A 13,800-nucleotide genomic window follows, 5' to 3' on the forward strand; every position below is an offset into this window, starting at 1 on the left:
CCCCATGTCTGCTTCCTCACCTTCAAAATCCCGCGGTTATTTCGACAGCTTCGGTAAAAGCGCCGAAGCCGAATTCATGCCGGAAACCGCCGGTGCCTCGCTGCAGGATTCGCCACGCTGGTCGCGCATCACCGTGTGGCTGGCGGCGGCGCTGCTGATCAGTGCGCTGGTCTGGGCCAAGTTCGCGGTGTTGCAGGAAGTGACCATGGGCGAAGGCAAGGCGATTCCGTCGAGCAAGGTCCAGGTGATCCAGAACCTGGAGGGCGGGATCGTCACCGAGATCTTCGTGCGCGAAGGACAAATGGTCGACAAGGGCGACAAACTGCTGCGCCTGGACGACACGCGGTTTCTGTCGAACAAGGGTGAGAGCGAGGCCGATCGTTATGCCTTGACCGCGCAGGTCGAACGCTTGTCCGCCGAAGCAGAGGGCCGGCCGTTCAAGCTGTCGGACGAAGTGATCGCCAAGGCGCCGCAAGTGGCCGAGGACGAGCGTTCGCTGTATGAACAACGGCAGCGGCGGCTGGCCAGCGAACAGAGAACCCTCAGCGAACAACTGCGGCAGAAGACTCAGGAACTGGCGGAGTTTCGCTCGAAACAGGGGCAATACAGTTCGAGCCTGGCGCTGGTCAATCAGGAAATGAACATGTCCGAACCGCTGGTCAAGACCGGTGCCGTGTCGCCGGTGGAGATCTTGCGGCTCAAGCGCAGTGCCGTGGAAATCCGCGGTTCCCTGAACGCCACGACCCTGGCCATTCCCCGCGCCGAATCGGCCATCGCCGAGATCCGCAGCAAGATCGACGAATCGGAACAGACATTCCGCTCCGAAGCGGCCAAGGAGCTCAATGAGAAACGTACCGACCTGTCTAAAATCACTGCTTCGAGCATCGCCATCGACGACCGCGTCAGCCGCACCACCGTGACTTCGCCGGTGCATGGGGTGATCAAGCAAATGAAGGTCAACACCATCGGCGGCGTGGTGCAGCCGGGCAGTGACATGGTGGAAATCGTGCCGCTGGAAGACAACCTGCTGATCGAAGCCAAGGTCCGCCCTCAGGACGTGGCGTTCCTGCATCCGGGCCAGAAAGCCATGGTCAAGTTCAGCGCCTACGACTACACGATCTACGGCGGCCTGAGCGCGAAGCTTGAACTGATCGGCGCCGATACGATTACCGACGACAAGGGCAACAGCTTCTACCTGATCCAGGTGCGCACCGACAAAAACCATCTGGGCGGGGATGTGAAACCTCTGCTGATCATTCCGGGGATGGTGGCGACGGTGGACATCATTACCGGGGAGAAAAGTGTGCTGGATTACCTGCTCAAACCGGTGCTGAAAGCCCGGACCGAGGCGATGCGCGAGCGCTAGTGATTGATCGCTCTCACGTTGATCGTTCCCACGCTCTGCGTGGGAATGCATCCAGTGACGCTCTGCGTCACCGTCTCGAAGGGACGCGGAGCGTCCCGGGCGGCATTCCCACGCGGAGCGTGGGAACGATCAGGCGATCAGCCTCCGTGATTCTTCTGGAAAGTCTCCTCCCCCATCGCCGCAATCTGCCCCTCGATCAGCGCCTCGAACGGTTTAAGCAACGGCTCGAACGAGGCCGGCGCTTCCAGCGTCTGCAACGCCTGAACAATCGCCTCAATCGTCGACAACGCCCCTGGCTCCGGAGCCTTGCGCAGCCGATACCGCGAAACCCCGCCCTGGGCCAACGTCACCCGTGGCAACGCCGCCAGCAACGGATTGAGGTGCAGCATCTTGCGCGCCTTGCGCCAGGTGCCGTCCGGCACCACCAGCAACAGCGGTTCATCGCAAGCCGCGTAAGCCTGCATCGGCTGCGCATCGTCCGCCGGGAACAACAACCGTGCCCGATACCCCGGCCGATTCAGCAGCGCGGGCAAATCCTCGAATACCTCACCGACGATCAGCTCGGCATTGTTCAACCCGAGCGCTGCCAGCCGTGCGGTGTTGAGCGCGTGATTGACCTCGCTCGGGTGCTGCAACAGCAACACCCGGGTGCGGCTGTCGAGGCTGGGGATCAGCGGGCACAGGCAATGGGTTTGTGGGCGCAGGCAGCGCGGGCATTGGGGTCTGGACATGTTCTTATGCCTGATTGAGCTGCGCTTTGAGCAGATCGCGGAAGGTCTGGATCAGCGGCTCGCGGCTGCGGCCACGGCGCATGATCATGGAAAACGGCGCCTGATAACCGAAGGTGGCCGGCAGCAGCACCCGCAGATCACCCTTGTCGGCCCAGGCCTGGGCGTAGTGCTCCGGCAGGTAACCGATGTAGGCGCCGGACAGCACCAGAATCAGCTGCGCTTCCATACTTTCCACGGTCGCGGCGCTGTGTTTGAAACCGTGGCGCGCCAGTTCCGCCTGGCTCCAGTAACCGCGACCGACCATGCGTTGCTGGGTGATGACCTGCTCGGGAATCCGCCGCTCGTTGAACAACGGGTGCCGGTTGCTGCAATACAGCCAATGCTGTTCGCGATACAGCGGCATGTACACCAGACCGCTCATGCGCGTGGAAAACGCGCCAATGGCCAGATCGAGACGATTGTCCTGCACGCCGAGTTGCAGCTCATACGGGCTCATCACCGACAAATGCAGATGCACCGCCGGGTGTTCCTGGCTGTAGGCGCCGATGGCTTCGGCGAACGGCAAGGCCTTGTCGCTGACCGTGGAGTCGATCACCCCGAGGTTGAGCGTGCCGCGCAACTCGCCCTTGAGCGCCGCGGCGTATTGCTCGAAACCTTCAAGCTCCGCGAGCAGGCGCAGGGTTTCCTGATGGAACAGCTCGCCCTTGCTGGTCAGGCTGAAACCGCCGCGCCCGCGATGGCACAGCACCAGACCCAGCGCGGCTTCGAGCTGACTCATGTAGGTGCTGATCGCCGAGGTCGACAGGTTGAGTTCCTGCTGCGCGTTGGCAAACCCCTGATGACGCACGACGCTGACGAAGATGCGCAACAGTTTCAGGTCGGGTAAAGCGTTGGCCATGTCTACTCCAAGGATCGTTCCCCATAGATCGTTCCCACGCTCTGCGTGGGAACGATCAGCGAGAAGTCTATCCATCTCCCTCGCATTAGTTTAGAAATTTCTGAACTAAGTATTTGCCCGTAGCGATTCTTCCGCCCCACTACATTTCGCAGAATCGGCCCACAGCGGTGCCCGTGACCTTGCGAATACGGCGTGCCGACATAAATAAAACAAAGACGATGAGGCCCTACCCGTGGACAAGATTCTTCACCAACCACTGGGCGGCAACGAAATGCCGCGCTTCGGCGGCATCGCCACCATGCTCCGACTCCCCCATGTACCGACCGCTGCCGGTCTGGACGCCGCCTTCGTTGGCGTGCCGCTGGACATCGGTACTTCGCTGCGCCCCGGCACCCGCTTCGGGCCGCGCGACATCCGCACCGAATCGGTGATGATCCGCCCGTACAACATGGCCACCGGCGCTGCGCCGTTCGACTCGCTGTCGGTTGCCGACATCGGTGACGTGGCGATCAACACCTTCAACCTGCTCGACGCCGTGCGCATCATTGAAGAAGCCTACGACAACATCCTCGAGCACAACGTGATCCCGATGACCCTGGGTGGCGACCACACCATCACCCTGCCGATCCTGCGTGCGATCCACAAAAAGCACGGCAAGGTCGGTCTGGTGCATATCGATGCCCACGCTGACGTCAACGATCACATGTTCGGCGAGAAAATCGCCCACGGTACGACCTTCCGTCGTGCGGTCGAAGAAGGTCTTCTGGACTGCGACCGCGTGGTGCAGATCGGTCTGCGGGCGCAGGGTTACACCGCCGACGACTTCAACTGGAGCCGCGATCAGGGCTTCCGCGTCGTTCAGGCCGAGGAGTGCTGGCACAAGTCGCTGGCGCCGCTGATGGCTGAAGTGCGCGAGAAAGTCGGTGGCGGCCCGGTGTACCTGAGCTTCGACATCGACGGCATCGACCCGGCCTGGGCGCCAGGCACCGGCACCCCGGAAATCGGTGGTCTGACGACCATTCAGGCGATTGAAATCGTTCGCGGCTGCCAGGGCCTCGACCTGATCGGCTGCGATCTGGTAGAAGTCTCGCCCGCTTATGACACCACCGGCAACACCTCGCTGCTGGCCGCCAACCTGCTGTACGAAATGCTCTGCGTACTGCCGGGCGTGGTCCACCGCTGAGGGTCGGGTCATGAACGAACGTGATCAGGTTCTGAAAGCGGCCGCCGCTCTGGTGTCCGCCTTCGCCCGCAACGATCGCGAAGCCTACTTCGGCGCGTTCAGCGCCGATGCGAGCTTTGTGTTCTACACCCTCGAACAGCCCTTGCTGTCGCGCGATGCCTATCAGGCGTTGTGGGACAACTGGCGCGCCGAGGATGGCTTCGAGGTGCTGTCCTGCACCTCGAGCAACGCCTTCGTCAGCCTGCAGGGTGACGTGGCGATTTTCATCCATGACGTGGCCACCGAGCTGCGCATGCAAGGGGAGCAACACTTCAGCCAGGAGCGCGAGACGATTGTTTTCAGAAAACAAGCGTCGAGCCTAGAACAACAAGGCCATTGGCTGGCCTGCCACGAACATTTGTCCGCAATGCCGGAAGGGCTGCCATCCCCTTAGCCAAACAGGTGACGCCTCACACACGATGAGGCGCGCCTTTATGATCGGAGCAGATCATGAATAACAACAACAAAGACCAAAGCCTTACGCAGATTGAAACCCACGGGGTCGAACAGATCCCGGACAACGAACGCACCGCCGGTCCCGTGGACTTGTTCCGCATGATCTTTGGCGGCGCGAATACCTTTGCCACCGCCGTGCTCGGCAGTTTCCCGGTGCTGTTCGGCCTGTCCTTTCAGGCGGGCGTCTGGGCGATTGTCTCGGGCGTGCTGCTCGGCTCGCTGATCCTTGCACCGATGGGCCTGTTCGGCCCGCTCAACGGCACCAACAATGCCGTGTCGTCCGGTGCGCACTTCGGCGTGCACGGGCGGATCGTCGGTTCGTTCCTGTCGCTGCTGACCGCCATCGCCTTCTTCTCGCTCTCGGTGTGGAGTTCGGGGGATGCGCTGATCGGTGGTGCAAAACGCCTGATCGGCCTGCCGGAAACCGACCTGACCCTGGGCCTGGCCTACGGTCTGTTCGCGATTCTGGTGCTGACCGTGTGCATCTACGGCTTCCGCTTCCTGCTGTGGGTGAACAAGGTCGCGGTGTGGAGCGCGAGCCTGCTGTTCCTGCTGGGCATCTTCGCTTTCGCCGGCCCGTTCGATTCGCACTACGCCGGCACCGTCAGCCTCGGCCAGCCGGGCTTCTGGGCCGCGTTCATCGGCGCCGCGCTGGTAGCCATGAGCAACCCGATTTCCTTCGGCGCGTTCCTCGGCGACTGGGCCCGTTATATCCCGCGTGAAACCTCGCGCCAGCGGATCATGGCGGCGGTGGTTCTGTCGCAGATCGCCACCTTCATCCCGTTCCTGTTCGGCCTGACCACGGCGACCATCGTTGCGATCCAGGCGCCGGACTACATCGCGGCCAACAACTACGTCGGCGGTCTGCTGGCGGTATCGCCGAGCTGGTTCTTCCTGCCGGTGTGCCTGATTGCGGTGATCGGCGGCATGTCCACCGGCACCACGTCGCTGTATGGCACCGGGCTGGACATGTCGAGCGTGTTCCCGCGTCTGCTGTCGCGGGTCAAGGCGACGCTGCTGATCGGCGTGCTGTCGATTGCCTTCATCTTCATCGGGCGCTTCGCGGCGAACCTGGTGCAGAGCGTGTCGACCTTCGCGGTGCTGATCATCACCTGCACCACCCCGTGGATGGTGATCATGATCATCGGCCTGGTGGTGCGTCGCGGCTTCTACTGCCCGGACGACCTGCAAGTGTTTACTCGCGGCGAGCAAGGCGGACGCTACTGGTTCAGCCACGGCTGGAACTGGCGCGGCCTGGGTGCGTGGATCCCGAGCGCGGCGGTCGGCCTGTGCTTCGTCAACCTGCCGGGGCAGTTCGTGGGTCCGCTGGGTGAGCTGGCCGGCGGCATCGACATCAGCCTGCTGGTGACCCTCGGGCTGGCCTCGGTGATGTACCTGATGCTGCTGAGCCTGTTCCCGGAGCCGGCGCTGGTCTACGGCCCGAAGGATCCCCGCAGCAAAGGCGCGCATGCGCCGGCTGAAGCGGCGCTGCGTCAGGCTGCCTGATCAACCTTGTGGGAGCGGGCTTGCTCCCACAAGGGCAGCCTCATAGAACCAATTTTGTTTCACCATAAAAAAGACAATCGGAGACACGCCATCATGGCTTTGGATTTATTCGTCGTCCTCATCTACGCCGCCGGCATGCTCTTGCTCGGCTACTTTGGCATGCGCAAGGCCAAGACCAACGAGGACTTCCTGGTCGCCGGGCGTAACCTAGGCCCGAGCCTGTACATGGGCACCATGGCTGCGACCGTTCTCGGCGGCGCGTCCACCGTCGGCACCGTGCGCCTGGGCTACGTGCACGGCATCTCCGGTTTCTGGCTGTGCGCGGCACTGGGTTGCGGCATCGTGGCGCTGAACCTGTTCCTCGCCAAGCCGCTGCTGAAACTGAAGATCTACACCGTTACCCAGGTCCTGGAAAAACGCTATAACCCGATGGCCCGCTCGGCCAGCGCGGCAATCATGCTGGCCTACGCGCTGATGATCGGCGTGACCTCGATCCTCGCCATCGGCACCGTGCTGCAAGTGCTGTTCGGCCTGCCGTTCTGGATCTCGGTACTGCTCGGCGGTGGCGTGGTGGTGATCTACTCGGCCATCGGCGGCATGTGGTCGCTGACCCTGACCGACATCGTCCAGTTCATCATCAAGACCGTCGGCCTGATGTTCATCCTCCTGCCAATCTGCCTGTACCGCGTCGGCGGCTGGGACGAACTGGTGCTGAAACTGCCGGCCACCGCCTTCAGCTTCACCACCATCGGCTGGGACACGATCATCACCTACTTCATGATCTACTTCTTCGGCATCCTGATCGGTCAGGACATCTGGCAACGGGTGTTCACCGTCAAGAACGAAAAAGTGGCTCAGTACGCCGGTAGCTTCGCGGGCATCTACTGCATCCTTTACGGTCTGGCCTGTGCCCTGATCGGCATGGCGGCGCACGTGCTGATCCCGGATCTGGACAACGTCAACAACGCCTTCGCCGCCATCGTCAAACTGTCGCTCCCGGATGGCATCCGTGGCCTGGTGATCGCCGCTGCCCTGGCCGCGATGATGTCCACCGCCAGCGCCGGCCTGCTCGCCGCTGCCACCACCCTGACCGAAGACCTGCTGCCGAAACTGCGTGGCGGCAAACAGTCGAGCCTGGGGGTAAACCGCCTGTTCACCCTGCTGACCGGTGTCGTGGTGCTGGGCATCGCGCTGGTGGTCAACGACGTGATCAGCGCCCTGACCCTCGCGTACAACCTGTTGGTGGGCGGCATGCTGATCCCGCTGATCGGTGCGATCTTCTGGAAACGCGCCACCACCGCCGGCGCCATCGCCAGCATGGGCCTGGGCTTCGCCACCGCCCTGCTGTTCATGTTCAAGGATGGTCTGGATGCCAACACGCCGATCTACTACAGCCTGGCTGTGGGGCTGGTGAGTTTTGTGGTGGTCAGCCTGATGTCCCGTCGCCCAAACGTGGTGGCCAGCGCGATCTAAGCTGAAGCGGTAGCAACAACTTTCTTCGGCGGGTGTGGCGTCGGTTGCCACACCCGTTTTTTTCGTCTCAAGGAAAGTGCTTATGAAGATTGTTTCTCGCGATCAGTGGTTCGAAGTGCAGCACCTTAGCGACGGCATTCGGCTGATTCACGAGCCGTTCATCCGCCCGTTCTATCGCTGCAACCTGTGGCACGTTCAGGGCCGGGACAAGGATCTGTTGCTCGACAGCGGTTCCGGGCTGGTCAGCCTGCGCGAACAACTGCCGTGGCTGACCGAACGGCCGCTGGTGGCGGTGGCCAGTCATTGCCATTTCGACCACATCGCCGGGCATCACGAATTTACCGAACGGCTGGTGCACCCGGCCGAGGCGGACATTCTGGCGGCGCCGGATGGCGAGAACGATCTGAGCCGGGCCTTCGTCGGCGACGACATGTTCGACGCGCACCCGGATTGCCCGTTGTGCTACGCCGAATATCGGGTCAAGGCGGCGCCGGCCACTGGTTTTGTCGAGGACGGCGATGTGCTGGACCTGGGCAATCGCACGCTGCAGGTGCTGCACACGCCGGGGCATTCACCGGGCGGGATCAGCCTCTACGAAGCGGCCAGCGAAACCCTGTTCAGCGGCGACATCATTTACGACGGGCCGTTGATCGAGGACGCCTACCACTCCAACCTCGACGACTACGCCGCCAGCCTGCGGCGCTTGCAGGGGTTGAAGATCCGCACGGTGCATGGCGGGCACTTCGGCAGTTTTTCCGGAGAGCACCTGCGCGGGATGATTGACGAATGGTTGCGCCGGCACGCTTGAGGCCTGCTGTACTTCAGTCAGATCAACCACAATAAAAATCTGCCATGAGAAGAGCTGCCGTGCGTGCTGCCGTGCACCGCTTCATCCTGCGCCTGCTGGAAAATCGTGAATTCGACGACCACACCAGCCTTGCGCAACTGGGGCTGGAAAAAGCGGATATCGAGGATCTGATCTTCCATCTGGAAGATGAATTCGGACTGACGGCCTTCACCGCCGAAGAGGATCGGATGCTCAAGACTGCGAAAACCGTGAATGACCTGAGCCGGTTTCTGATGGAAATCGGGCGTCACTGAAAACAAAAGATCGCACCCGGCCGCCACTCCATGGAGCGACGGCCGGATGCGATCTTTTGTCGTTTAAATCCTTTGATCCTTCAAAGCGGGGCATTACCGCCGACGTGGCTGACGCCGACGCTGTTCGTCATCGGTGCGAATCGGGACCGGTTGCAGAGGCGGTTCGATCAAGCCGAGGGCAACACCCAAATCGTGCAGCCAGTTTTGAATTTTCTCTTTCATCGTCATGCCCCCTTCAGGGTGGTGCTGAGCGTCCGGAATTCTGAGGCCGCTTCGCACTGATAATAGTCCGAAGTCCTACGCAATGCTCGGCCAAATCCGCAATGATCTGTTACTGAATTGATCCAAATCCCTGTCCGTTCGTTCAAGCCGTTTCCCGCACGTCCTCGCCAGCCACGGGATAGAGCGCCTGCTGCTGTTCAATCCACGCGTTGAGGTTGGCACCGACCATGCCCCGGCGCCACATGAGCCATGTTGTCGCACTGGCAAAAGGTTCGGCCAGCGGATGCACCGCCACGCTTTCGCGCCCCGGCAGGCTGGCGAGCATCGACTCCGACATCAGCGCCACACCGCTGCCGGCAATCACACAGGCGAGCATGCCCTGATAGGACTCGATCTCCATCGCCCGCCCCATCGCCGCCTGATAGTGGGCGAACCACGCTTCCAGCCGTGCGCGATAGGCGCAGCCATGGCGGAAGGTGAACACTGCCCGCCCTTCGACATCCCTGGCGCTACGCACCGGCGGGTGATCGGCCTCGCTGATCAGCACCAGTCGCTCGTTGCACAACGGCACACCGTCGATCCCGGCCAGTTGCGGCGGGCCGTCCACCAGCGCGGCGTCGAGGCGCCCGGTGAGCAGGCCTTCGAGCAACTCGCCACTGGGCCCGGACTGCACCTGAAGATTCACTGCCGGATATTGCTTGTGATAGCGCGCCAGCAGCGCCGGCAAATGGATCGCGGCGGTGCTGTACAGCGTACCGAGCACGAAATCCCCCGCCGGCTGCCCGCCCATCACCGCCGCGCAGGCCTGATCGCGCAAGGCGAACAGTTTGCCGGTGTAGTCCAGCAGGACTTTTCCCGCAGGCGACAACTGCAAACGCTGACGCTCACGGACGAACAGTTCGACGCCCAGTTGCTCCTCCAGCTGTTTAAGCCGGGTCGACAGGTTCGACGGCACGCGGTGCAAACGTTCGGCGGCGCGGGTGATCGAGCCCTCTTCGGCAACGGCCTGGAAGATCCGCAATTGGCTGAACTCCACAACCTTTCTCCTGAACAGAACAAGTTTCTCACTATTATTCAATTTTAAAGAAAGTCAATCAGTCCTAGCCTGACGGTCATTGAACCTCCAACGGAATTCAGACCATGTCACCGCTGATTCGCTTATCCGCCTGTTTCATTGCCCTGATGATGGCCATGGGCATCGGGCGTTTCGCCCTCACCCCGCAACTGCCGCACCTGCTCAGCGAAGGCCAGATCGACCTGACCGCCGCCGGTCTGATTGCGGCGGCCAACTACCTTGGTTACCTGCTCGGCGCGGTGGATGCGATGTTTTCCCGGCGGCCGGATCAGGTGCAGCGGCGCCTGCACGGTGGCTTGTGGTTGTGTGTGCTGCTGACGCTGGCGTCGTTTTGGGCCAACGGTTTCTGGTCGCATTTGTTACTGCGCTTCGGCACTGGTGTGGCGAGCGCCTGGGTGCTGGTGATGATTACTGCGTTGAGTCAGCCACTGGCTGCGGCGGCGGGTCGCCCACGGTTGGGGGCGCTGGTATTTGCCGGGCCGGGGTTGGGGATTTTTCTGACTGGGCTGCTGGCGCTGTTCTCACATCTGGCGCAGCAGACTTCCGCCACCCTGTGGCTGATCTACGCCGCCGTGGCGCTGGTGATGTTGCTGGGGATCGTGCGGATCCTGCCGCAACCGGGCGTCGGTGTATCGGCCGCGCCGACTGCGGTCGGTTCGTCAAATCGTGGCATTGGACGTTTGGCGGTGGTGTATGCCTTGTATGGCGTGGGCTACATCATTCCGGCCACGTTTCTGTCGCAAATGGCCAACGCGCAGTTTCACGGGCAGTGGCAGGCGGATCTGTTCTGGCCGTGCTTCGGCCTCGGCGCTGCAATCGGGGTGCTGCTGGTGAGTTTGCGTCGGCACGATCCGGAAACCACCCGGCACTGGTTGATGGCGACGTTGTGGCTGCAGGCCGCCGGGGTGTTCGCTTGTCTGCTGGGCAGTGGCCCTGGTCTGGCGCTGGGCGTGATCCTGTGCGGCACGCCGTTCCTGGCCTGCATGCAACTGGTGATGCAACGCTCCCGGGAACTGGCGCCCCACGCCACCCAGCGCAACGCCGGCCTGCTCACTGCGTGCTTCGCCGTCGGCCAGCTCAGCGGGCCGTTGCTGGCGGCGGTCAGCAGCCATTTCAGCGGCGGCCTGCAACCGGCGCTGGTGATCGCCGGCAGCGGCCTGCTGATTGCCGGCGGTCTGGCGTGCAAATCCGTTACGGCTGGCCGAGGGCTTTGCGCAAACGCCGACGCACCCACTGTTCCGCGCTGACGAAGGTGATGCCGAGTAACACCAGCACGGCACCGACGATGAAGTTCAGGCTGAGTTCTTCGCCGAGCAGCACTACGCCGAAGGTCACGCCGAACAATGGCGTCATGAAAGAAAACACCGCAAGGTTGGCCGCCAGATAACGGCGCAGCAGCCAGAACCAGGTCAGGTAACTGAAGAACGACACCACCAGTCCCTGGAACAGCACGCTGCCCACGGCTACGACGGTCAGGCTGACGTGGGTGATCTGGCCGCTGAGCAGCGCGATCAGCAACAGGCCGATGAAGCCGACAATCAGCTGGTAAAAAAGCGTCAGCGTCACCGGCGCTTCCGACAGACGCGAGGCGCGCACCACCACGGTGGTTGCGCCCCAACTGGCGCCGGCCAGCACGCCGAGGGCATCGCCCATCAACATCCGGCGGTCGAGGTTGTCCCACGACACACCGCCGGCAAACGCCACGGCGATCCCGACGAATGCCATGAAGATCCCCAGCCATTGCACCGGTCTTAGACGCTCGCTCGGCAACAGGAAATGCACACCCAGCGCGGTGAAGATTGGTGCGGTGTAAAGGAACACCGACATGTGCGCCGCCGTGGTCAACTGCAAGCCTTCGGAGATGAACAGGAACTCCAGACCGAACAAGGCACCGGCCAGCAAGCCGCCGCGCCAGGTGCTACCTACCTGATCCCAGCCGCCCTTCCAGCAGATGAGCAGTCCTACCAGCAACGCGGAAATTCCCGACCGCCCCGCCGCCTGCATCACCGGCGCAATGTCGGTCGCCGCCCACTTGATCATCACCTGCTGCACGCCCCAGATCAGGCACAGGCCGATCATCACTTGCAGGGCAAAACCGTCGGCACTGCGCCGACTGACGCTCACTTCGACACCTCGAACACACACGACATGGCAGTTTTTCCAATGGTCAAACAAAGCCCCGGCTCTTTGTCCGGGGCTAAAAAGGATGGCAGGGATTATCAACCAGTCGGACAGAAATTGCCGCCCGGCAAAGACATGCAATTGCCCTGTTGCGTCATGCCCGCCGTCAGCCTCGGCGAGCGGCCCAAAACCCGACCGTACAGGCCAGCGCCGTGGCAAACGTCCCCCAGGCCCAATCAATCAGCGACACCTGCATCGACCAGCCGCGCAAGGTCGCCCAATTGGTCAGGTCATAGGTGCCATAAGCCACCAACCCGAGCAGCGCGCCCATGCGGGCGGCGCGTTGCCAGGTCAGCGACGGCAGCACCACAAACACCACACAGCCGAAAACGTACAGGCAATAAAAAATCGCTGCTGGTACCAGCAACGGTTTTTCGAGCATCAGCGAACCGAGCAGTTCACGATAGGTCGGCGCCATCAGCACGCCGAGCCAGAGCCCGTCGAGCAGAAGAAACGCCAGCAGTGTGGCAACGTAGGCAATCAACGCTTTTTTCATCTGCCGATCTCAAGTAAGCCCATGCAACATGGGCCACGCAAGACTCAGGTTAGTTCAATGCGATCGGCATGAATGACGATCTGACCGTTCTTGTACAACGAACCGATGGCCTTCTTGAAATTGCCCTTGCTGACACCGAACAGGCTGCTGATCAGTGCCGGATCGCTCTTGTCGCTGACGGCCAGGGTGCCATCGTTTTCGCGCAACTTGGCGAGGATCTTCGAGTTCAGGCTGCTGGCCGCTTCCTGCCCTACCGGTTGCAGACTCAGGCTGATCTTGCCGTCGGCGCGCACTTCCTTGATGAAACCTTTCTCGCGCATGCCGGAACGCATGAACTTGAAGATTTCATTCTTGTGAATCAGACCCCAGTGCTTGTTGTTGATGATTGCCTTGAAGCCCATGTCGGTGGCTTCGGCGACCAGCAGATCAACTTCCTGCCCAGCGCTATAGTTGGCCGGGGTCTTGTCCAGATAACGATCCAGGCGCGCGGTGGCGGTGATGCGGCGGGTGTGTTTGTCGAGGTAGACGTGCACCACGCAGTACTCGCCGGCGGTCATCTGGCGTTTTTCTTCGGAGTAAGGCAGCAGCAGATCCTTCGGCAGGCCCCAATCGAGAAACACGCCGATGCTGTTGACTTCAACAACTTTCAAACTGGCAAATTCACCGACCTGAACTTTTGGTTTTTCAGTGGTGGCAATAAGTTTGTCATCGCTGTCCAGATAAATGAAAACATTGAGCCAGTCTTCATCTTCGCTGGGAATATCTTTGGGGATATAACGGTTGGGCAAAAGAATTTCGCCGTCGGCACCGCCGTCCAGATATAAACCGAAGTTAGTGTGTTTAACCACTTGCAAACTGTTGTAACGCCCGACTAAAGCCATTTCCAATACCCTCATTGCGTGGGCGGCATTCTACCCGGTTTTGCCGTGCTGGTTGGCCGTCCGATCGGCCGGCCGCGCGAAAATCTGTGGGAGGCCTTGATTTTCCTGGATTTCGGGTTGGATGGACGCCGCTCGTCAGGCCAGCGTGACGGCTATCACGCGTTCCCGACAGCGCCGAACATCATGGAATCG

Annotated in this window: 15 protein-coding genes; 8 read left to right on the plus strand and 7 right to left on the minus strand. The window is 61.6% G+C overall.

The window, feature by feature from the left end; all coding sequences use genetic code 11:
- The first annotated feature begins 4 nt into the window (after positions 1-4).
- Positions 5-1,366, plus strand: coding sequence for an HlyD family type I secretion periplasmic adaptor subunit (locus tag AC07Y2_RS13665; protein WP_103385748.1), 1,362 nt, complete (start codon positions 5-7; stop codon positions 1,364-1,366).
- A gap of 137 nt (positions 1,367-1,503) precedes the next feature.
- Here the strand turns inward: AC07Y2_RS13665 and AC07Y2_RS13670 are convergent, their stop codons facing one another.
- Both AC07Y2_RS13670 and AC07Y2_RS13675 read right to left on the minus strand, forming a co-directional pair.
- On the minus strand, positions 1,504-2,097 hold the full coding sequence (locus AC07Y2_RS13670) for a tRNA-uridine aminocarboxypropyltransferase (protein ID WP_103385749.1): 594 nt from the start codon (positions 2,095-2,097) through the stop codon (positions 1,504-1,506).
- 4 nt (positions 2,098-2,101) lie between these two features.
- A complete protein-coding gene (locus AC07Y2_RS13675) occupies positions 2,102-2,995 on the minus strand; it encodes a LysR family transcriptional regulator (RefSeq protein WP_039772530.1) in 894 nt (297 codons plus the stop codon).
- A 232-nt stretch (positions 2,996-3,227) separates the two neighbouring features.
- Here AC07Y2_RS13675 and speB point away from each other — a divergent pair, with 232 nt between their 5' ends.
- The 6 genes from speB (at position 3,228) to AC07Y2_RS13705 (ending at position 8,753) form a co-directional block, all read left to right on the plus strand.
- On the plus strand, positions 3,228-4,178 hold the full coding sequence (gene speB / locus AC07Y2_RS13680) for an agmatinase (RefSeq protein WP_003222717.1): 951 nt from the start codon (positions 3,228-3,230) through the stop codon (positions 4,176-4,178).
- Between the two features lie 10 nt (positions 4,179-4,188).
- Entirely contained in the window at positions 4,189-4,611 is a 423-nt protein-coding gene (locus AC07Y2_RS13685) for a YybH family protein (RefSeq protein WP_103385750.1), read from the plus strand.
- 56 nt (positions 4,612-4,667) lie between these two features.
- Complete coding sequence (locus tag AC07Y2_RS13690) at positions 4,668-6,179, plus strand: purine-cytosine permease family protein (protein WP_007956582.1); 1,512 nt, start codon at positions 4,668-4,670, stop codon at positions 6,177-6,179.
- Positions 6,180-6,272: 93 nt separating this feature from the next.
- Complete coding sequence (locus tag AC07Y2_RS13695; RefSeq protein WP_039772536.1) at positions 6,273-7,652, plus strand: sodium:solute symporter family protein; 1,380 nt, start codon at positions 6,273-6,275, stop codon at positions 7,650-7,652.
- A gap of 82 nt (positions 7,653-7,734) precedes the next feature.
- Positions 7,735-8,460: an MBL fold metallo-hydrolase gene (locus AC07Y2_RS13700; protein ID WP_039772538.1), complete on the plus strand. Its 726-nt coding sequence runs from the start codon at positions 7,735-7,737 to the stop codon at positions 8,458-8,460.
- 44 nt (positions 8,461-8,504) lie between these two features.
- The gene (locus AC07Y2_RS13705) at positions 8,505-8,753 is read left to right on the plus strand and encodes a phosphopantetheine-containing protein (RefSeq protein ID WP_039772540.1); all 249 of its coding nucleotides are present in this window, start codon (positions 8,505-8,507) and stop codon (positions 8,751-8,753) included.
- A 93-nt stretch (positions 8,754-8,846) separates the two neighbouring features.
- Here the strand turns inward: AC07Y2_RS13705 and AC07Y2_RS13710 are convergent, their stop codons facing one another.
- Together AC07Y2_RS13710 and ptrR are read right to left on the minus strand one after the other, a co-directional pair.
- Entirely contained in the window at positions 8,847-8,975 is a 129-nt protein-coding gene (locus AC07Y2_RS13710) for a PA1414 family protein (RefSeq protein WP_003184145.1), read from the minus strand.
- Positions 8,976-9,117: 142 nt separating this feature from the next.
- Entirely contained in the window at positions 9,118-10,011 is an 894-nt protein-coding gene (gene ptrR, locus AC07Y2_RS13715) for a putrescine utilization regulator PtrR (protein WP_103385751.1), read from the minus strand.
- A 104-nt stretch (positions 10,012-10,115) separates the two neighbouring features.
- Between ptrR and AC07Y2_RS13720 the strand changes: the two genes are divergently transcribed.
- A complete protein-coding gene (locus AC07Y2_RS13720; protein ID WP_103385752.1) occupies positions 10,116-11,297 on the plus strand; it encodes an MFS transporter in 1,182 nt (393 codons plus the stop codon).
- Here the strand turns inward: AC07Y2_RS13720 and AC07Y2_RS13725 are convergent.
- The 3 genes from AC07Y2_RS13725 to AC07Y2_RS13735 all read right to left on the minus strand — a co-directional run bounded on the left by AC07Y2_RS13725 (position 11,242) and on the right by AC07Y2_RS13735 (position 13,608).
- Positions 11,242-12,174 (minus strand): DMT family transporter, encoded by a 933-nt coding sequence (locus AC07Y2_RS13725; protein WP_103385753.1) that lies wholly within the window; start codon positions 12,172-12,174, stop codon positions 11,242-11,244. The genes AC07Y2_RS13720 and AC07Y2_RS13725 overlap by 56 nt on opposite strands.
- 163 nt (positions 12,175-12,337) lie before the next feature.
- Positions 12,338-12,727, minus strand: a complete 390-nt coding sequence (locus tag AC07Y2_RS13730) for a DUF2177 family protein (protein WP_074691140.1) — start codon at positions 12,725-12,727, stop codon at positions 12,338-12,340.
- A 44-nt stretch (positions 12,728-12,771) separates the two neighbouring features.
- Positions 12,772-13,608: a CvfB family protein gene (locus tag AC07Y2_RS13735; RefSeq protein WP_064594229.1), complete on the minus strand. Its 837-nt coding sequence runs from the start codon at positions 13,606-13,608 to the stop codon at positions 12,772-12,774.
- Positions 13,609-13,800 lie beyond the last annotated feature (192 nt).

It is taken from the genome of Pseudomonas sp. GW456-12-1-14-TSB6, from assembly GCF_059424205.1.